The 20711-nt window shown below is 35.4% G+C and carries 17 protein-coding genes; 14 read left to right on the plus strand and 3 right to left on the minus strand.

Going from position 1 to position 20711, the window contains the following annotated elements:
- Window positions 1–13: 13 nt before the first annotated feature.
- From ligA to rlmD, 7 genes are all read left to right on the plus strand, one after another.
- Window positions 14–2044: an NAD-dependent DNA ligase LigA gene (gene ligA / locus ACE83Q_RS07410; RefSeq protein ID WP_409022837.1), complete on the plus strand. Its 2031-nt coding sequence runs from the start codon at window positions 14–16 to the stop codon at window positions 2042–2044.
- Window positions 2031–3179: a CamS family sex pheromone protein gene (locus ACE83Q_RS07415; protein ID WP_409022076.1), complete on the plus strand. Its 1149-nt coding sequence runs from the start codon at window positions 2031–2033 to the stop codon at window positions 3177–3179. Before ligA ends, ACE83Q_RS07415 begins: the two co-directional genes overlap by 14 nt.
- A 37-nt stretch (window positions 3180–3216) precedes the next feature.
- Entirely contained in the window at window positions 3217–3519 is a 303-nt protein-coding gene (gatC, locus tag ACE83Q_RS07420; RefSeq protein WP_409022077.1) for an Asp-tRNA(Asn)/Glu-tRNA(Gln) amidotransferase subunit GatC, read from the plus strand.
- A 2-nt stretch (window positions 3520–3521) separates the two neighbouring features.
- The gene (gatA, locus tag ACE83Q_RS07425) at window positions 3522–4982 is read left to right on the plus strand and encodes an Asp-tRNA(Asn)/Glu-tRNA(Gln) amidotransferase subunit GatA (protein ID WP_409022078.1); all 1461 of its coding nucleotides are present in this window, start codon (window positions 3522–3524) and stop codon (window positions 4980–4982) included.
- Window positions 4982–6412, plus strand: a complete 1431-nt coding sequence (gatB, locus tag ACE83Q_RS07430) for an Asp-tRNA(Asn)/Glu-tRNA(Gln) amidotransferase subunit GatB (protein ID WP_409022079.1) — start codon at window positions 4982–4984, stop codon at window positions 6410–6412. The genes gatA and gatB overlap by 1 nt, the downstream gene beginning before the upstream one ends.
- 34 nt (window positions 6413–6446) lie before the next feature.
- Window positions 6447–7487, plus strand: a complete 1041-nt coding sequence (locus ACE83Q_RS07435) for a diacylglycerol kinase (protein WP_409022080.1) — start codon at window positions 6447–6449, stop codon at window positions 7485–7487.
- 132 nt (window positions 7488–7619) lie between these two features.
- Window positions 7620–8984, plus strand: coding sequence for a 23S rRNA (uracil(1939)-C(5))-methyltransferase RlmD (rlmD, locus tag ACE83Q_RS07440; protein ID WP_409022081.1), 1365 nt, complete (start codon window positions 7620–7622; stop codon window positions 8982–8984).
- 194 nt (window positions 8985–9178) lie between these two features.
- On the opposite strand, the gene ACE83Q_RS07445 is transcribed toward rlmD, so the two are convergent.
- Window positions 9179–9682: a GNAT family N-acetyltransferase gene (locus ACE83Q_RS07445; protein WP_409022082.1), complete on the minus strand. Its 504-nt coding sequence runs from the start codon at window positions 9680–9682 to the stop codon at window positions 9179–9181.
- Window positions 9683–9969: 287 nt separating this feature from the next.
- Between ACE83Q_RS07445 and msrB the strand changes: the two genes are divergently transcribed.
- Complete coding sequence (msrB, locus tag ACE83Q_RS07450; protein WP_409022083.1) at window positions 9970–10407, plus strand: peptide-methionine (R)-S-oxide reductase MsrB; 438 nt, start codon at window positions 9970–9972, stop codon at window positions 10405–10407.
- 72 nt (window positions 10408–10479) lie between these two features.
- On the opposite strand, the gene ACE83Q_RS07455 is transcribed toward msrB, so the two are convergent.
- A complete protein-coding gene (locus tag ACE83Q_RS07455) occupies window positions 10480–11799 on the minus strand; it encodes an APC family permease (protein WP_409022084.1) in 1320 nt (439 codons plus the stop codon).
- Between the two features lie 104 nt (window positions 11800–11903).
- Entirely contained in the window at window positions 11904–12299 is a 396-nt protein-coding gene (locus tag ACE83Q_RS07460) for a DUF4828 domain-containing protein (protein ID WP_409022085.1), read from the minus strand.
- 183 nt (window positions 12300–12482) lie between these two features.
- Between ACE83Q_RS07460 and ACE83Q_RS07465 the strand changes: the two genes are divergently transcribed.
- From ACE83Q_RS07465 to ACE83Q_RS07490, 6 genes are all read left to right on the plus strand, one after another.
- Window positions 12483–13484, plus strand: coding sequence for a Gfo/Idh/MocA family protein (locus ACE83Q_RS07465; RefSeq protein WP_409022086.1), 1002 nt, complete (start codon window positions 12483–12485; stop codon window positions 13482–13484).
- Window positions 13485–13587: 103 nt separating this feature from the next.
- The gene (locus tag ACE83Q_RS07470; RefSeq protein WP_409022087.1) at window positions 13588–14868 is read left to right on the plus strand and encodes a DEAD/DEAH box helicase; all 1281 of its coding nucleotides are present in this window, start codon (window positions 13588–13590) and stop codon (window positions 14866–14868) included.
- 130 nt (window positions 14869–14998) lie between these two features.
- The gene (gene eis / locus ACE83Q_RS07475; protein WP_409022088.1) at window positions 14999–16156 is read left to right on the plus strand and encodes an enhanced intracellular survival protein Eis; all 1158 of its coding nucleotides are present in this window, start codon (window positions 14999–15001) and stop codon (window positions 16154–16156) included.
- Between the two features lie 14 nt (window positions 16157–16170).
- Window positions 16171–17610, plus strand: a complete 1440-nt coding sequence (locus ACE83Q_RS07480) for a glycoside hydrolase family 1 protein (RefSeq protein WP_409022090.1) — start codon at window positions 16171–16173, stop codon at window positions 17608–17610.
- 152 nt (window positions 17611–17762) lie between these two features.
- Window positions 17763–18608, plus strand: coding sequence for a PRD domain-containing protein (locus tag ACE83Q_RS07485; protein WP_409022091.1), 846 nt, complete (start codon window positions 17763–17765; stop codon window positions 18606–18608).
- A gap of 134 nt (window positions 18609–18742) precedes the next feature.
- Window positions 18743–20710: a beta-glucoside-specific PTS transporter subunit IIABC gene (locus ACE83Q_RS07490; protein ID WP_409022092.1), complete on the plus strand. Its 1968-nt coding sequence runs from the start codon at window positions 18743–18745 to the stop codon at window positions 20708–20710.
- The last annotated feature ends 1 nt before the right edge of the window (window position 20711 follow it).

The following is a 20711-nucleotide window of genomic DNA, read 5'->3' on the forward strand; positions in this document are numbered from 1 at the left end:
GTCAAATCAAGCCATAACGTTGGAAGAAGCAACTAAAAGAGTGAATCAATTAAAAACTGACTTAATCAAATGGACGCGTCAATATTATGTCCTTGATCAGCCAACAGTTGAAGATCATGTTTATGATGAACATTATCTTCAACTAGTAGAACTTGAAAAAGTCTTTCCTAATTTAGTGACACCTAATTCACCAACACAACGTGTTGGTGGCCAGGTACTGCCTGGTTTTGAAAAAGTTTCGCATGAAGTACCAATGCTATCATTGGGAGATGTCTTTTCAATTGAAGAGCTATCTGAATTTGATCAACGATTACAAAAATCAGTTGATGCTGAGGTGAGTTACAATGCTGAACTCAAAATTGATGGATTGGCTATTTCGTTAACGTATGAAAATGGTGTATTCGTTAAAGGATCAACTCGTGGAGATGGCACAATTGGTGAAGATATTACTGAGAATCTTAAAACAGTTAAATCGATTCCATTAACATTGACGGAACCAATTTCAATTGAAGTTCGTGGTGAATGTTACATGCCAACAAAGGCGTTTGTTGCGTTGAATAAACGTCGCGAGGAAGCTGGGGAAACAGTATTTGCTAATCCTAGAAATGCCGCAGCAGGTAGTTTACGACAATTGAATACAGCTGAAACAGCTCAACGACAATTGAGTACGTTTATCTATTATATTGTTGATCCGAATGCATTGGACGTCAAAACTCAAAGTGATGCGTTAAAACGCTTGGCTGAACTTGGATTTAGAACAAATACTGAATCACGTGTTACGAGTGATATGACAGAAATTTCGGCATACATTAATGAATATCAAGCAAAACGTCATGATTTATCTTACGATATTGATGGAATTGTTATTAAAGCAAATTTATTCACGATTCATGATGAAGTTGGTAATACGGTTAAAGTTCCAAAATGGGCAATTGCCTATAAATTTCCACCAGACGAGCAAGAAACAAAAGTTCTAGATATTGAATGGACGATTGGTCGAACAGGTGTCGTAACACCTACTGCAATCATGAATCCTGTGCAGTTAGCAGGGACAACAGTTTCTCGGGCGTCATTGCATAATGGAGATTTACTGAAACAAAAGGATATTAGAATTAACGATATGGTTAAGTTGCATAAGGCAGGGGATATTATTCCAGAAATTTCTGAAGTTGTCTTAGATAAACGGCCAGACGACAGTGTTGTGTATATTTTACCAACGAACTGCCCAGTTTGTGGGGCATTATTAGTTCATCTAGATGAAGAAGTTGCATTACGTTGTATCAATCCAAAATGTCCCGCACTCATTAAAGAGAGTCTGGCACATTTTGCTTCTCGAAATGCGATGAATATTGATGGACTAGGTCCTAAAATTGTTGAACAATTATTTGAAAATAAGTTAATTAGTGATGTAGCAGGATTGTATCAGTTAACTGCTGATCAACTGTTAACTCTAGATAATTTCAAAGAAAAATCAGTTAATAAATTATTAAATGCAATTGATATTAGCCGACAAAATTCAGTTGAACGCTTATTATTTGGACTAGGAATTCGGCATGTTGGTGCTAAGGCGGCTCGATTGGTTTCAGCCGAATTTAAAGATATTCATCAATTAATGACAGCAACTGCTGAAGATATTCTCGTCATTGATTCAATCGGACAGGTGATTGCGGATAGTCTTGTGACTTATTTTGCGAATGATCAAGTTCGTGAATTGATTGACGAACTTGATAACGCTCAAGTCAACTTAACCTTTTTAGGCAAAACAACTGCTGAAATTGCAGAATTAGCTGAAGGTAGCCCCGTGATGGATAAGAAAGTTGTCCTAACGGGAACGCTTGATCAGTTGAAACGAAGCGATGCTAAAAAATGGCTTGAAGCAAATGGTGCTTCTGTTGTTGGTAGTGTTTCGAAAAAAACAGACCTATTAATTGCCGGGCATGATGCTGGAAGTAAGTTAATAAAAGCTGAGCAACTAGAAATTGAAATTTGGGATGAGCAACAATTTATCTCAGTTATGGAAGGAGTGTCATATGAAAAAAATTAAGATTGGACTTATGTTAAGTTTCTCGTTAATTCTCTTAGCAGCCTGTGGTAATGTTGCCTCATCAGGCTCGTCGGGAACCTCTAAAAACACATCAAGTTCTGGTTATCAGACAACTGGCCAAACAAGTGATAGTAACTATGAAGGTGTCATTAAAGATGGTAAATATTTAACAAGTAAATCAAGAGGTGTGGCACTCACACAAAATGATAATGTCTTGAATTTAAAAAGTTTTGAATCTGGTCTGTTAGATTTGTCTAAAGATCAATTTGCTACTGATAGTTATATTTTCCAAGAAGGACAATATTTAACAAAAACGACTGTTCAAAGCTGGTTAGGGCGTGAATCAAGTGCTAATAAAGACGGATTAAACCCTAAGAGTAATGGTAAAATGGATGAAACAACACGTAATCCCATGTATGTACAGCAAGTTGAAGAACAAGATTTTATGACAAAAAAAGGCAGTAAATTATCACTCTCAGGTATCTCTGTAGGTATCGGAATGAATTCAGTTGATTATTATCAAAAAGAAGAATATGGGGCTGAATATAAAACCGTTATTTCTGATGCAACAATGAGAGAAAAGGGTAAAGAAGCTGCTAATAAAGTGGTTGCCCGTCTTCGTAAAACCAAAGGAATTAGTGATAGCGTTCCAATCATGGTGGCAATGTACAAGCAAGCACCAAACGATAGTTTAGTTGGCGGTAGTTTCTATGCCTACGCTGTGAATAAAAATGGTAAAACGACGATTGATAATTGGGATGATGTTTCAATTAAGAGTTATACGTTCCCAACCACATCAACTTCAACATCACCTAATACAAATGATGAAACAACGTTTACGAATTTTAAAACTGAAGTTCAAAGTTTCTTCCCTAATTTAGCAGGTGTAACGGCACAGGTACAATATAAAAACAAAGCAATCACAGGGATGCACATCAATATTACATCTCAATTTTATAGTGAAACAGAGATTATTAGTTTCACTCAATATCTATCAACAACGGCTGTGAAGTATTTAGCATCAGGGATTCCAATTGACATTACTATCAAAGGTAGTGATGGGACAATGCAAAGTTTCCTTGCCAAAACAGCTAAAGAAAGCACATACTATACGCATGTATTTACCAGTTATTAAAAAGAAATTAATTTGAATTTTGAAGGGATGGTTTTGAATGTCAATTAGTAAAGAAGAAGTCAAACATGTCTCAGAGTTAGCTAAATTAGAACTCAGTGATACAGATTTAGAACTATTTACCAGTCAATTAGATGATATTATCGGAATGGCTGAACAATTATCAGAAGTAGATACAACAGGCGTTCCAGTTACTACACATATTACAGATGTTCTTAATGTGATGCGTGAAGATGTCGCAGAAGAAGGAACAGATCGAGATTTACTCTTTAAAAATGCACCAGATAGTGAAAATGGCCTTATTAAAGTGCCAGCAATTATTGATGAAAGTGAGGAAGCTTAAGCATGGATTATTTCAAACAAGATTTATCAAGTTTACATGACTCATTAGTTAATAAAGAAATGAGTTCTGAAGAATTAACGAAGGCAACCTTTGCTGAAATTAAAGCACGTGATTCAAAGATTTCTGCTTTCCTCGCAATGAACGAAGAAATGGCACTTAGCCAAGCTAAGGCTGTTGATGCTGCTGGTATCGATGCAAATAATGTCTTAGCTGGAATACCAATGGCTATTAAAGATAATATTGTGACAAAGGATTTAACAACAACGGCTGCAAGTAAAATGTTAGAAAATTTCAATCCAATATATGATGCAACAGTGATTGAAAAAATGCGTCAAGCACAGATGGTGACAATTGGTAAAACAAACATGGATGAATTTGCTATGGGTGGTTCTACTGAAACGTCAGCCTTTAAAACAACAAAAAATCCTTGGAATACAACTAAGGTTCCCGGTGGTTCATCAGGTGGTTCAGCTGCTGCAGTTGCTTCAGGTGAAGTTATTGCTGCTTTAGGTTCAGATACCGGTGGTTCTATTCGTCAACCAGCTTCATTTAATGGTGTCGTAGGAACAAAACCAACTTATGGCCGTGTATCTCGTTATGGGTTAATTGCATTTGCTTCAAGTTTGGACCAAATTGGGCCATTCACGCGTGGCGTTAAAGATAATGCTGCCGTTTTAAGTGCAATCAGTGGTAACGATGTTCATGATTCAACAAGTTCAGCGCAAGCTGTTCCTGATTTTACTGCTGGATTAACTGGCGATATTAAAGGAATGAAGATTGCTTTACCTAAAGAGTACTTAGGTGAGGGTGTTGATGCTGGTGTTAAAGAAGCCATTCAAAAAGCAGTTAAGACATTTGAAGAACTTGGTGCAACAGTTGATGAAGTTAGTTTACCAAATAGTAAATACGGCGTACCTGTTTACTATATTCTAGCTTCTTCTGAGGCATCATCTAATTTACAACGTTTTGATGGTATTCGTTATGGATTCCGTGCACAAGACGTTAAGAGTTTGGAAGATGTTTATGTACGTTCTCGTTCAGAAGGTTTCGGGGATGAAGTTAAACGTCGGATTATGTTAGGAACATTCTCATTATCTGCTGGAACTTATGACGCTTTCTTCAAGAAAGCAGCTCAAGTTCGGACTTTAATCTGTAATGATTTCCGTAATGTCTTCAATGATTATGATTTGATTATCGGGCCTACTGCACCTAATACAGCATTTAATATTGGTGATAATGAAGACCCAATTACAATGTATATGAATGATATTTTAACGATTCCAGTTAACTTGGCTGGACTACCCGGTATGTCAGTTCCTGCTGGATTCTCAAATGGCTTACCAGTTGGATTACAATTAATTGCGAAATCATTCGATGAAGCAACTATGTATCGTGCTGGTTATGCATTTGAACAAGCAACTGATTTCCATAAAGAAGTCCCTACGTTAGGAGGCCAAAACTAATGAATTTTGAAACAACAATTGGACTTGAAGTTCATATTGAAATGAAAACTAATTCTAAGGCATTCTCACCTTCAAAAGTTGATTTTGGAGCAGAACCTAATACGAATACCAATGTTATTGACTGGGGATATCCTGGTGTTTTACCAACTGCCAATAAAGGGGCAATTGAATACGGAATGCGTGCTGCCTTAGCTTTAAATTGTGAAATCACAAAGGATAACCATTTTGACCGTAAAAATTACTTTTATCCTGATAATCCAAAAGCTTACCAGATTACACAATCAGAAGAACCTATTGGTCGTAATGGCTTCTTAGAAATTGAAGTTAATGGCGAAACGAAAAAAATCGGAATTGAAGAAATGCACGTTGAAGAAGATGCGGGTAAAAATACGCATAATCCCAACGGCTATTCTTATGTCGATTTAAACCGTCAAGGAACACCTTTGATTGAAATTGTTTCACGTCCTGACATCAAAACACCTGAAGAAGCTTACACATATCTTGAAAAATTACGCCAAGTTATTCAATTTACCGGTGTTTCTGATGTGAAGATGGAAGAAGGCTCAATGCGAATTGATGTTAATATTTCAATCAATCCAATTGGACAACCCGGTTATGGGACAAAAACTGAAATGAAAAATTTAAATTCATTTGAAAATGTTCGTAAAGGACTTGAATTTGAAGAAAAACGTCAAATGAATGTCTTGATGTCTGGTGGTATTGTTCAACAAGAAACACGCCGTTTTGATGCACCAACTGGTACAACTATTTTGATGCGTGTCAAAGAAGGGGCTAGCGATTATCGTTATTTCCCAGAACCAGATATTCCACCAATTCATATTAGTGATGACTGGATTCAAGAAGTTAGAGAATCAATTCCCGAAATGCCTGACAAACGACGGACGCGCTATGCAAGTGAATTAGGCTTGCCTGAATATGATGCTGAAGTCTTAACGCAAACAAAAGAAATGTCAGATTTCTTTGAAGACACAATTAAGTTGAATGCAGATCCTAAGTTAGCTGCGAACTGGTTAATGGGTGAAGTTAATGCGTTCATGAATACAAATAAATTAAACTTACAAGATACTAAATTAACACCAACAAATCTTGCTGGAATGATTAATTTAATTACTGATGAAACAATTTCAAGTAAGATTGCTAAAAAAGTTTTCCAAGAAATTATTAAAAATGGTAGCGAACCTAAAGCTTGGGTTGAGTCTAAAGGACTTGTTCAACTCTCTGACCCAGCTAAGTTACAACCCATTATTGATGGTATTTTAGATAACAATGAACAATCAATTGAAGATTTCAAAAATGGTAAAGATCGTGCTGTTGGATTCTTAATCGGACAAATCATGAAACAAACACAGGGACAAGCAAATCCTAATGTGGTCAATAAATTATTGATGGCCTCATTGAAGCAAAGATAATCTTATTAAAATAAGATTCATGTGGAGGAACGGAATGAGAAAAAGAGCCAGAATTATCTATAACCCAACATCCGGTCGTGAGGCTTTAAAAAGTGATCTCGTGAGTATTCTAGACATCATTGAAAATGCCGGGTATGAAACAAGTGCTTATGCGACGACAGCGAAGAAGCATTCAGCTCGAGATGAAGCAACAAGAGCTGCTAAATCAGGGTTTGATTTAGTAATTGCTGCTGGTGGCGACGGAACTATTAATGAAGTTGCTAATGGAATTGCTGGTCTTAAACATCGACCTAAGATGGGTGTTATTCCAGCTGGAACGACAAATGATTATGCGAGAGCTTTGAAAATACCCAGGGATGATTCAGTTGCTGCTGCAAAAGTAATTGCAAAAGGCAACACAGTTAAAATGGATGTTGGACAAGCTGGAGAAAAATATTTCATTAATATCGCTGGTGGTGGATTATTAACGGAATTGACTTATGATGTTCCTTCACAATTTAAATCACTTTTTGGTTACCTTGCTTATTTAGCTAAAGGTGCTGAAATGTTACCTAGAATGAAACCAATTGAAATGAACCTTGAGTATGATGGTGGGATTTTTAAAGGGAAAGCATCAATGTTTTTATTAGCATTGACGAACTCTGTAGGTGGCTTTGAACAAATCGTACCGAACGCTTCACTTGATGATGGTAAGTTTACCTTACTTATTGTTAAAGCGACTAATATCGCAGAAATGTTGCATTTAATGGCACTTGTGTTGAATGGTGGTAAGCATATTAATGATAAACGTGTGATTTATGTTAAAACGTCTAAATTAATTGCTAAACCAGTCGATAATAAAATGATGATTAATATTGATGGTGAATATGGTGGTGATGCGCCAATGACTTTCAAAAATTTAAAGCAACATATTGAAATTTTTGCTAACACGGATGCATTACCAGAAACGTCAATTACGTCAGGTCGTACGGCTGCCGAAATTACAGCAGAAGAACATTTTGTAAAAGAAGTCCAAGAAATGCATAGTGAAGATGTTGACGGTAATGGTACAATTAATGAAGTAAGAGATAACTAAGAAATTAAGTAGGATTGAGGTGCTTGGTAAAGGCCTCAATCCTGTTTTATTCCTAGAGTTGGCAACTATTGACTTTTAGGGGTTAAACATGGTTGAATAAAGTAAATACGCAGGAACATCGAAAGGACAACAATGAAAAAACTACCTCCAGTAATAAAGAACCAAGAATTTGATACAGAAATTATCGATTTAACTTATCAAGGTATGGGTGTCGCTAAAGTTGATGGCTACCCATTATTTATTGAAAATGCATTACCAGGCGAAAAAGTTAGTATTCGTGTAATGAAAGTCAGCAAGAACTTTGGTTTCGCTAAAGTTTTAGCTTTTCGTAACGAGAGCCCAGATCGTGTTGAAACAAAAGGTTCAGCATATACACAAACTGGAATTGCACCTTTACAACATTTAGCATACCCAGCACAATTAAAATTCAAACAAGCGCAAGTTCAAGAATTATTGAAAAAAGCACATTTGGATATTGAAGTATCTGATGCTGTTGGGATGGAAAATCCTTTCCATTACCGTAATAAAGCACAAGTACCTGTTCGCGAAATTGCTGGTGAATTAAAAACAGGATTCTTCAAGAAAAACAGTCATGATTTCGTTGCAATTGAAGATTTTTTAATTCAAGATGAAGAAATAGATAAAGCAATCGTTGCTGTACGTGATGTCTTACAACGTTTCCATGTGGAAGCATATGACGAACGTGCACACAAAGGGATTATCCGTCACATTATGGTTCGTCGTGGTCATTACTCAAAACAAATGATGATTGTCTTAGTAACACGCTCTAAAAAATTACCAATGTTTACTGAAATTACTGCTGCAATCCGTGAAGCATTACCAGACGTTACAACTATTGTTCAAAATACAAATTCTGAAAAAACAAATGTTATTTTAGGCCGCGAAAACAAAGTTTTATTTGGCCCTGGGTACATTGAAGATCAATTGAATGGATTAACATTTAGAATTTCACCACATTCTTTCTACCAGATTAATCCTGTTCAAACAGAAAAATTATATGCTGCAGCATTTGAACGTGCAGGTTTAACTGGTAATGAAACAGTTATTGATGCTTATAGTGGTATTGGAACAATTTCATTATCAATGGCACAACATGCTCGTCAAATCTACGGTGTAGAATTAGTTTCTGCAGCAGTTAAAGATGCGAAAGAAAATGCTAAAATTAATGGTATTGATAATGTTCGTTTTGAAACTGGGATGGCAGAAAACTGGATGGAAAACTGGAGTCATGCTAACTTAAGACCCGACGTTTTAGTTGTCGATCCTCCTCGTAAGGGGCTAGAACCAGCATTTATTGAAAGTACACTTAAAATGCAACCTAAAAAAGTTGTTTACATTAGTTGTAACCCTTCAACATTAGTTCGTGATTTACAGAGCTTCTTAGATGATGGTTACAAAGTTACAAAACCAATTTTACCAGTGGATCAATTCCCACAAACAACACATATTGAAACAGTCACAATTTTAGAAAAATAACCAATTTATATATAGACTATTCGTCAACTGTTGTTGGTGAATAATACAAAAGAAAGTCCTAATCACTATGTGATTAGGACTTTCTTTTGTATAGATTTTAAGTGTGTAAAATAGTCTGATTAGAAATCTGTTAATGTAAAAATAAAATTAAAGTGTTTGTTGACTTTTATTTTATTGGTTGTTCCTCAAGAAAATTATTTTCGTATGTTACTGAAAATATAATCACCTTCTGAGTCGGTACTAATCAACTTAAAATTCAGTTTTTTAACTAAATTCTGTGAGGCTTTATTTCCAGGTGCTATATTTGCGGTAACTTCCGTGCAGTTAAGTGTTTCAAAGACGTAGCTACAAAGAGCATTTAAAAGTTCGGTACCGAATCCTTTTCGCCAATATTTTTTTGCTAACTCATATCCGACTTCTACAGATTTACCGGAATTTGTGATCGTAAATTCATTATAACCAGCACTTCCTATGATGTGGTTATTATAAGTAATCTTATATCTTACGGCAGAATCACTTAATATTAATTGTTGAAAAAGAGCAATCATATCTTGGGCTTGTTTAATTTCTTTAAAAGGATCAATATCCATAAAATGGGTAACTTCTGTATTAGCCCAAATGGGAAACATAAATTCAGCATCCTTTTGAGTTAAAGGACTTAGGATTAAATGTTCAGTTTTTAAGGTCGTGTCTAACAATGTATTTATCTCCTTGTGATATTAATAAAATAATTATTCTGAGAGGGTGTATCTTAATGATGTAATGATTACTTATGGAAATGTATATGTGAAAAACGAGTTAAGATATATAGTTTAACACTTGATACAGAAAAAAGCTTTCTCAGCCCATTTTTTCAGAAAAAAGTGAGATGTGAAGTGAATTTAAGGTACCTTATTTTTGCCCTTCTTTTTTTACAAACAGATAAATTGTATTCGGTGTGAAAAAGAGTATTCTAATGATATCTTAAAACATTAGGAGGTCCATTATGTCAAAAGAAACTGAAAAAGAATTACGTGAACGTTTAACCAATGAAGAGTTTGAAGTCACACAACATGCTGCAACGGAAGCACCATTTACTGGTAAATATGATGACTTCTATCAAAAAGGAATTTACGTTGATGTTGTTAGTGGGGAAGCACTTTTTAGTTCAGCAGAAAAATATGACGCTGGCTGTGGTTGGCCATCATTTTCAAAACCAATCCCAGGTTCTAAGATTGCTGAATTGGCTGATAATAGTCTTTTAGGTTATCAACGAACGGAAGTTAGAAGTAAAGAAGCTAATTCACATTTAGGTCATGTGTTTACTGATGGGCCTCAAGACCAAGGCGGATTACGTTATTGTATTAACTCTGCCTCATTGAAGTTTATTCCTGAAGCAGAAATGGAAGCTGCCGGTTATAGTAACTACTTAAATAATTTATAAAAAATAAAAACATTCGACTTAAGTGATATGAGCTTATCTGGCTCCAAAAGTCGAATGTTTTTATTTGTATAACTATACTTGATTTTTACGATGAATAAAATAAATAGGAATGCCAAGTCCGGTTATTAATAGACCAACGAGTGCTAACGTCGTCTGTGTTAATAGTGTAGCAACGAGTATAAAAATACCCCCAATGATCGCGATTATTGGAATGATTGGATATAAAGGAACTTTATAGGGTCTATTTAATTCAGGTTCACGTTTTCGTAATATAAAGATAGCAACGAAAACTAGTACATTAAAAATCCAAATAACAAAAATAAGCATATCTGTTAATAAATCAAAACTACCTAAGAACATCATTATTATTGCGATACCTATTTGTAAAAATCCCGCAATATAAGGAACTCTCGTATGAGGAGATAAGCGTTTTAGCCAATTACTAAAGGGTAGTTGGTTTTCTAAGGCCATTGCATATGGAACACGCATACCGGTTAACGTATAGCCGTTAATGGCACCGTAAACCGAAATTAAAATACCGATGGTCACAAACTTCCCACCAAATTGTCCAAATAGTTGTCTTGAGGCATCAGAAGCTGCATTTAAATTACCAGCTAATCCTGAAATAGGAAGAGCCTTAAGAAAGACAAAATTAATTAAGGTATAAATAATTGTAATGAAGAATAATCCTGAAATAATAGCTTTCGGTAAATCACGTTCTGGATGGTGCATTTCTCCGGCAATGTTTCCAACACCAATCCAGCCATCGTAAGCAAACATGGTCGCAAGAAGGCCGCCGCTTAAAGCAGTAAAGAAAGAATGATGTGCGCCAGATGTTAACGGGATTAAGCTAAACGACACTTGTCCAGGAGTGAAAATTCCCCATATCACAATGACAGTAATAGGTAATAATTTTAAAACCAATGAAATTGATTGAAAGGTACCGCCTACTTTTGCGCCTAAAAAGTTAATCAATGTGATACTGATTCCACTAATTAAAGCAATCGGAATGATTAAATGTGAATCAAGATGGAAAAGATTAATCAATTGTGTGCCAAAAATAATTGAAAGAGCTGCAATATTTGCTGGATAATAAATAATTATTTGTGCCCATCCAAGTAAAAATGCCGGAAAACGACCATAAGTATATTCGATATATTTAATGGCGCCACCAGTTTCTGGAATGGCGGCTGCAAGTTCCGCGGCGGTTAATCCAGCACAAATCGTAAGAAAGCCACCAAGTAACCAAACAAATAGCGTCAGGTTAGCAGATTGGGTTTGTTGTGTAACACTTGAAACTTTAAAAAAAACGCCTCCGCCAATAACTGTTCCCATTACAGTTGAAAGTGCAGCGAAAAAGCCAATATCTCGTTTTAGGTGATCATTGTTCATGGAAAAAGGTCCTCGTTTCTATATTAAAATGCGTATTTAACTATTTTAGACTATTTAAACGTGTAATGAAACAAAAAATGAAGATGATAATCAACAAAATTCTGTTAATCTACATCTTCATTTTTAACATCTTGTGATTCTATAATTGGGGCTAATTTAATGGGGTAGGTCCGGTTATCTGCTTCGTCAAACAAACTCACTGGTCCTTGATCGTTTGCATCAATTCTTAGATGAAAACCATATTCATCTAAGAAACTAAGTTCACGTTCATCTATATGTTCAATCTTGCCATCGAGTGCACGTTCGTCAATTCGAATTGTGAGGTCTGATGAAATATCCAAATTATGGTGTCGATGACTCAACTCATCGTAGAACAGCCAATGTCCAGCATAAAAAATAGGTAAAGAAACCTTAGTTTTAGGTGCGGTTATAGACTTAATATCTTTTGTTAATCCAATAAAAAATGATGCACCTAGTAGTGCAAAACTACGTTTCTTCACGGCTATCCCTCCTAGTTAGAACTCTTCTACTTAAATATAGCACTTTTAGCTAACAAGCGGAAAAAATTGCCCAAAATATATATAAATTTAATCTACCGTTACAAAATTGAAATAAAGCAATCGTTATGAAAACGGTTCAATTGTTGTTATAATGAATTTAATAATAAAATGGAGGTATTAGGTATGATTAAATTAGGTATTATTGGTACAAATTGGATTACAGGTCAATTCGTTGAAGCAGCGCATGAATCGAATGAATTTCAATTGACTAGTGTCTATTCAAGAACGGAATTAAAAGCCAAAGATTTTGGTGAAAAATATGGTGCAACAAATTTTTACGATAGTATGACAGAATTTTTAAATTCAGATAAATTTGAAGTAATCTATATTGCTTCTCCGAATAGTTTACATTTTGAACAAATTAAATTAGCGATTGAAGCTGGTAAAAAAGTTATTGCCGAAAAACCAATGGTCTCAAATCCAGCAGAGATGGCCGCTATTCAAACGGTTCTTAAGGAACATCCTGGAAGCCAATTATTTGAAGCAGCTCGACAAATTCATCAAGATAATTTCAAAATTATTGAACAAAAAGTAACTGAACTAGAGACCATTCAGGGCGCAACCTTAACTTATATGAAGTATTCGTCACGTTATGATGCTATTTTAGCAGGTGAAGAGCCTAATATCTTCTCGCCAAAATTTTCTGGTGGTGCGTTACAAGACCTAGGCGTTTACGTTGTCTATAATGCTGTTTCTTGGTTTGGTACACCACTTGAAGTTCAGTACTACCCAACAATGTTACCAACAGGTGTTGATGGCAAAGGTGTCGCAATTCTAACTTATGAAGATTTTAGGGTGACTTTAAATATTGGTAAGACAGCAAATTCATATCTGACAAGTGAAATCTATGGTCTAAAAGATACAATCGTGATGGATAATGCAGCTGAATTAAATGAAGTTATTTACCAAGATGGTTCTGATAAAGAAGAACTACTTAGTCAAAAACCAGCTAAAAATCCGATGTTAGCTGAAGCGATTGATTTTGCTAGAGTTATCAATAACCCCAATGATGTAACTAACAAAGCTGATTATATAAAATGGCAAAAACTTAGTATGACAGTTAACCAAGTATTGTTTGATTTAAGAAAAAGTGCTGGAATCGAATTTCCAGCTGATCATAAATAAGAATTATTGAGATAAGTTTCTGTGAATCAATGGAAGCTTATTTTTTATATGCTATACTTAATTATTAAAACTAATCCTATGAAGTTAAAAGAAAGAGACTAAAATGAATCCAAAATTTGATGCATATTTTAAAGAACAAGGTTTTGAAACACAATCACCCATCCAAGAAGCCGTTTATGAACCTCTAAAATCAGGTGAGAATATTCTTGGATTAGCACCAACCGGTTCTGGTAAAACCTTAGCATTCAGTTTACCTTTACTCGAAAGACTAATACCAAAAGATGGCATTCAACTATTGATTATTGCGCCTTCACAAGAGTTAGCTATGCAATTAGCAGGTGTCATTCGTCCTTGGGCTAAAGAACTTGATTTAAAAGTTCAAGCTATTATTGGTGGTGCCAATATGAAACGCCAAATCGAAAATTTAAAGAAAAAACCTGAGATTATTGTCGGAACACCAGGTCGTTTATTGAATTTAACTGAAGATAAAAAAATTAAATTACATAAAGTTAAATCAGTTGTCATTGATGAAGCGGATGATTTATTGACGGATGAAACATTAACAACTTGTCGTGATTTAATCAGCCAGGCGCCTGCAGGCATTCAATTAAGTTTCTTTTCTGCAACGGAAACAGCTATTTTAGATGATTTGAAAAAATGGTTTGGTGTTGATGTGACAACTTATGATGTTCGTGAAGTTGATCAAACACAAGGTATCGTTCACCATTATTCAATTGAAACACCGACCCGTAAGCGTCAGTCAACATTGCGTCGTTTAGCAAATGTTGAAGATTTTTATGCATTGGTTTTCTTTAACCAACTATCATCATTACAAGATATGGCTCAAAAATTAAAATATGATCATGTGCCAGTTGCTGTATTAGATAGTGAGCAACGCCAAGTTAATCGTGCTAATGCTTTGTCACAGCTTCATAAACATGAAATTAAATTATTATTAACAACAGACGTTGCCGCTCGAGGTTTGGATATTCCAATGTTGCCCGCAGTCGTAAATTACGATATGCCTAAAGATACGACGTCATATATTCATCGTGTAGGCCGTACAGGTCGAATGGGTGCTGAAGGGATGGTTATTAATCTTGGAAACGAACATGATTTACGTACCTTAAAACAAGATTTAAAAAATACACCATTTGAAATCGAAAAAGGGTACTTATACGATGGTGCGATTGTAACAGAAAGACCAGAACGTGTGGCTGAACCAAAAGCTAAGAAACCTAAACCAGTTGAAGTGAAAGCCAAAACAGTTGATGGTCAAAAGCAATCTGATGAACCAATAAAGAAACCACATCGTAAAGTTCGTTTGAGAAATCAAAAAAATAAAGGTAAAAGACGCAAACCAAAAGCAGAACATTTTGATTAATGTGAAGGATCATCCAATACTAATTGGATGATTTTTTTATTGACTGATTCTGTAAGCGATTGCACGAACGTGGTAACCATGCTATATTTAAAGAGGTTAATTCGTACAGAAGAAGGAGTTGAGTGGATCCATGACAAATATGAAGTTAGATGAAACTCATTTTGGGAGTTACTTTGATTTATCAATTTATGCCTTTAATAAAAAAGTATCAGTACAGAGAAAGAGCTTTTTTCGCAAACTTTATGAGCATTCATCAGATTGGGGCTCAGTTGAGTCTGGGAAAGTTGTCAGCGGTGTGATTAATACACCTTTTATGACTCATTTTCATGGGACTCAATTTAAAATGGGTGGTATCGGCTATGTAGCAAGTTATCCAGAATTTGCTGGTCAAGGTAGTATTGGACAATTAATGAATTTAGCACTGGATGAAATGTATGATAATGGAACGACACTATCATATTTAGCACCATTTTCGTATCCGTTCTATCGTAAATTCGGTTACGAAGCAACATTTGATCAAACGATATATCGGATGAATACGAAGGATTTACCACGATTAAAAGTTAAGACAATAGGTCACGTTGAGCGTCACCGTTATTTGGATGTAAAAGAGGAATTAAATAAATTATACCAACAGAATCAGCTCTCTCAACAAGGTGGTATTGAACGACCAGATTGGTGGTTAACTTATTCGGCGGAGAAACACCCTAATTGGGAAGTAGCAGTCTATTATAATGAAAAAAATGAGTCAAAAGGCTATCTTGTTTATCAAAGAGAAACTGATGAATTTAAAATCGTTGAATGGATTTATCAAACAACTGAGAGTTGGCTCCAATTACAAAGTTTTGTGCTTAAGCATCAATCAGCGTATGAATGGTTTAGTTATGAGAGTCCAATTGGACAGCCATTTCCAGATGTACTGGCAAATCCTCAAGTTGAAGTGACAACACAACCTTACATGATGGCAAGAATTGTAAATGTTGACGACTTTCTCAGCAGATACCCTTACCAGCAAGATTTTTCACAAATTGTGATTCAAGTTCAAGATTCGACTATTCACGCTAATGAAGGTTGTTGGCAAATTAGCCGAATAGACGGAGAAACAAAAGTTGAAAAGACTGAAAATTCAGCACCTACATTTACAACAGATATTCAAAATTTAACACGCAGTATGATGGGATATCGAACACTTAAACACTTAAAACAATATGGATTTGTATCAGGCGACGTAACGCTATTCGATGGCGCATTAATTAAAGAACAACCAATATTAAGTGATTATTTTTAAGGAGAGAATGGAAAATGGAATATGAAAAAATGAGTCAATTTCCAACCGATTTTTTATGGGGTGCTTCCTCAGCTGCTTACCAAATTGAAGGTGCATATCAAGAAGATGGTAAAGGATTGTCAGTTTGGGATAAATTTGTAAGAATTCCTGGGAAAACATTTAAGGGTACAAATGGTGATGTAGCCGTCGATCATTATCACCGTTTTAAAGAAGATGTCGCCTTAATGAAGGAACAGGGATTGAAAGCTTATCGTTTTTCAATTGCTTGGACGCGTATTTATCCAGAAGGAAAAGGTAAAGTTAATCAAAAGGGGATAGATTTTTATAATCGATTAATCAATGAGTTAATTGCGAATAATATTGAGCCCGTTGTGACACTTTATCATTGGGATTTACCACAAGCATTACAAGATGAATATGCTGGTTGGGAATCTCGTGAGATTATTACTGATTTTACGAATTATGCGAAAACTTGTTTTGATGCTTTCGGTGATCGTGTTAAATACTGGGTATCGTTAAATGAACAAAATGTATTTATTTCTCATGGCTACCAAATGGAGAGTCATCCACCTGCAGTAAATGATGAAAAAAGGATGTATGCCGCAAACCACATTGCTAATCTAGCAAATGCTTCAGCAATTAAGGCATTTCATGAAGGTCATTACCAAGGTGGGATAGGTCCAAGCTTTGCCTATAGCCCGGGTTATGCGGTTAATGGAGATCCTAAAAACCAAGTTGCGGCTACTAACTATGAAGATTATGCTGCTCATTTTTGGATGGATATCTATGTTTATGGACGTTATCCAAAAATGATTTATAAATGGTTAACTGAACGTGGGACTGCACCTATTGTTACAGAAGCAGATCAAGCTCTTTTGATTGCTGGAAAACCAGATTTTATGGGCTTAAATTATTACCAAACTCAAACAATTGCGGCTAATCCGTTAGTTGGCGGAGTTGGGCTTGCTGCTGAAAATAATACAGGTAAAAAGGGGACTAGCTCCGAAAGTGGCGTTCCAGGCATGTTTAAGACAACTAATAATGAATTTTTAAAACAAACTGATTGGGATTGGAATATTGATCCTGAAGGGCTAAGAATTGCTCTGAGAAGAATTGATAGCCGTTACGACTTACCTGTTCTTATTACTGAAAACGGCCTTGGTGCTTATGATAAATTAGAAGAAGGCAATGCCATCCATGACGATTATCGGATTTACTTTATCAATGAACATATTAAAGCCATTCAAGAAGCCATTTCAGACGGTGTAAAAGTTATTGGGTATACAACTTGGAGTTTTACTGATTTATTGAGCTGGTCAAATGGCTATCAAAAACGTTACGGCTTCGTCTATATTGATCGTGATGAAGAAAGTGCGAAAGAATTAAAACGATATAAGAAAGATTCATTCTATTGGTATCAAAAGGTCATTAAAGAAAATGGTAGTAAGTTATAAAGTAATTTAAATAGCTATTGATAACGCTTACAATAAATGATACACTAAATATGAAATGAGTGTTACTGATTCGATCAGGCATGACCTATTGATGTAGATATGAGAATATCTGTATTTGTAGGTCATTTTTTATGGAAAGGGGTCGATTTAATGTGAAGTTCGTAAAAAATTTTAATAATAATGCAGCTTTAGTTGAATCATCCGACAATATTGAGTGGGTGGTCATTGGTAACGGTATTGGATTCGGTTATCGTGCTGGAGATAGTATTGATAAAGACCAGATTGATCGACGTTTTAAAGCTGAAGAAGATTCGGATACAATGAAATTGATTTCAGGATTTGATGCACAAACTTTGGAAATTACGACAGCTTTTGTTGAAGTAGTAGAGCCGTTAATTGATGTGACATTTGATGATGTTCAATTTTTGATTTTAGTGGACCATTTTCAGTATTCATTACAAAAGAATCGTGAAGAAATGTTTTTAAATGATCGATCTGTTCATTGGGAAATGAAAAAATTATTTCCAAGTGAATTTCATGCAGCAGAGGTTGGCATTAGAGAAATCGAAGTAAAATTTAACATTGCGGTTCAAAAAAATGAATTGATTTTACTGACATACCATCTGATTAACGTCAAAGAAGGTGGGCATGCTGTTCAAGAATCGATGAAGCTAACAGAACTCATTTCGGGAATTGTTAATATTATTCAATTAGATACTGGTATTATTCTCGACGAAAAAACATTTAATTATAGTCGATTTGTTTCACATTTACGCTATTTATTCATTAGACATTTTCATAATACTGAGATTGATCGTGCGGAACTTGACCCTGAGTTGCTTGCTATGATGATTAGTCGGTATCCACAAGTATACGGAACAGTGGAAAAAATCGTGCATTATATTCGAGAACGGGCTGATTGGGATTTACAAGCAGACGAACAAGTTTACCTAGTTTTACATATCTGGCGAGTAACCCATAGGCGAGCAGAAAATTAAATAAATTGATAATTAGGTGTGTTATTGCCATTTATAAGCAAGCATAAACCCAGTTATCCATGAAAACTCGTATTTTTTGAGTTGAAATGGATAACTGGGTTTTAATTTATAAAAAATAAAAAGGAGTGATTGTGATGAGTTACGAAAAATTAGCTAAAGATATTTTAAAAAATGTAGGTGGCGAAGCTAACGTTAATAGCGTAGTCCATTGTACAACCCGACTAAGATTTAAATTAAAAGATGAATCTAAGGCCAATACCGATATCTTAAAAAATATGGATGGTGTAGTGACTGTTGTTAAAAGTGGTGGTCAGTACCAAGTGGTTGTTGGAAACCAAGTTCCGGAAGTTTATGATGCATTAGTTAAAGGTAGCGGACTTGATGGTGATGGCATTGTACCAGATAATGATGGCGAAAAAATGAAACCACTTGATGCCTTTATTGATATGATTTCAGGTATCTTTGCACCAGCTTTAGGTGTTTTAGCTGCAACAGGGATGATCAAAGGATTGGTTTCATTACTAGTCGCATTTAGCTGGGTGGCACCGACATCTGGAACGTATATTATTTTAAATGCATTGGGAGATTCATTCTTTTACTTCTTCCCGATTATCTTAGCTTACAGTGCTAGTAAGAAATTTCACGTTAATCCATTGTTGGCAATGGTTATTGGTGCATCCTTAGTTTACCCAACTATTGTTGCACAATTGCCAGCAACACTAGCCGCTTCCGGTGGGAAAGTACTATACACTTTATTTGCAGGAACAATTTTTGAATCACCAATTTATATGACATTCTTGGGCATTCCAGTAATCATGATGAGTTACGCATCATCAGTGGTACCAATTATTGTATCAATTTGGTTTGCATCAAAAGTAGAACCATTCTTCAAAAAAGTGATACCAGAAGTTGTACGGACATTCTTAGTACCAATGTTAACAGCACTTGTTGTTGTGCCTATTACATTTATCTTTATAGGTCCCATAACAACTTGGGCTAGTGATATTGTGGCCACCGGCTTTACAGCCGTATACACATTTAGTCCAATTGCTGCTGGCGCAGTCCTTGGTGGCTTATGGCAAGTACTTGTTATCTTCGGGTTACATTGGGGACTTGTGCCACTTGCCTTACTTAATATCTCAACAACCGGTTCAGATCCAATCTTAGCACTTATGTTAGGGACAACATTTGCTCAAATTGGGTCAGTATTGGCAATTACGATTAAAACAAAAAATAAAAAACTAAAGGGTCTTGGCTATTCTTCATTTATTTCAGGAATCTTTGGTGTTACGGAACCTGCTATTTACGGAATTACGTTACCTCGTAAAAAACCATTTATTATTACATGTATTTCAGCCGCTATTGGTGGTATGGTTCTTGGTGCATTTGGTACAAAAGGATACATGGTTGGTGGATTAGGAGTTTTCTCTATTCCAAGTTACTTGAATCCTAAGGCAGGAATTGATATGTCATTCTACGCTGTACTGATAGCAATAGTTGTTTCATTCGTATTGGCATATATCTTAACGCTTATGTTCGGCTTAACAAAGGAAGATCAAGAAGTACCCGTTGCTGTTGTTGAAACAGAAGTAACGACGTCAGTACTACCTGTAGAAGTAGAAATGAGTGGAGAAATCCTTGGTAGCCCACTTAAAGGTCAAGTCTTGCCTTTATCAGAGGTTAAAGATCCTGTCTTTAGTTCTGGCATTATGGGTGACGGTATTGCAATTCTACCTGAAATTGGTCAATTATATGCACCTGCTGATGGTAAAATAACATTAGTTTTTCCAACAGGTCACGCAGTTGGTATGTTAACAGACGATGGCGCCGAAATTTTAATGCATATTGGAATGGATACAGTTGAATTAGAAGGTAAGTATTTTGAAATTCAAACGGAAATTGATACCGTCGTAAAAAAAGGTGATTTATTACTTAAATTTGATATTGAAGGTATTAAACAGGATGGGTATGAAATCATTACGCCAATTATTGTGACGAACACACCAAAATATAAAAAAATTAAGCCACTTGCTAAAGATCAGTCAGAAATAATTGTTGGGGCAGATTTATTAGATTTAGAAATTAATTCAGGAGGTCAATAAG

This window comes from Dellaglioa kimchii, from assembly GCF_046115505.1.
Classification (GTDB): Bacteria; Bacillota; Bacilli; order Lactobacillales; family Lactobacillaceae; genus Dellaglioa; species Dellaglioa kimchii.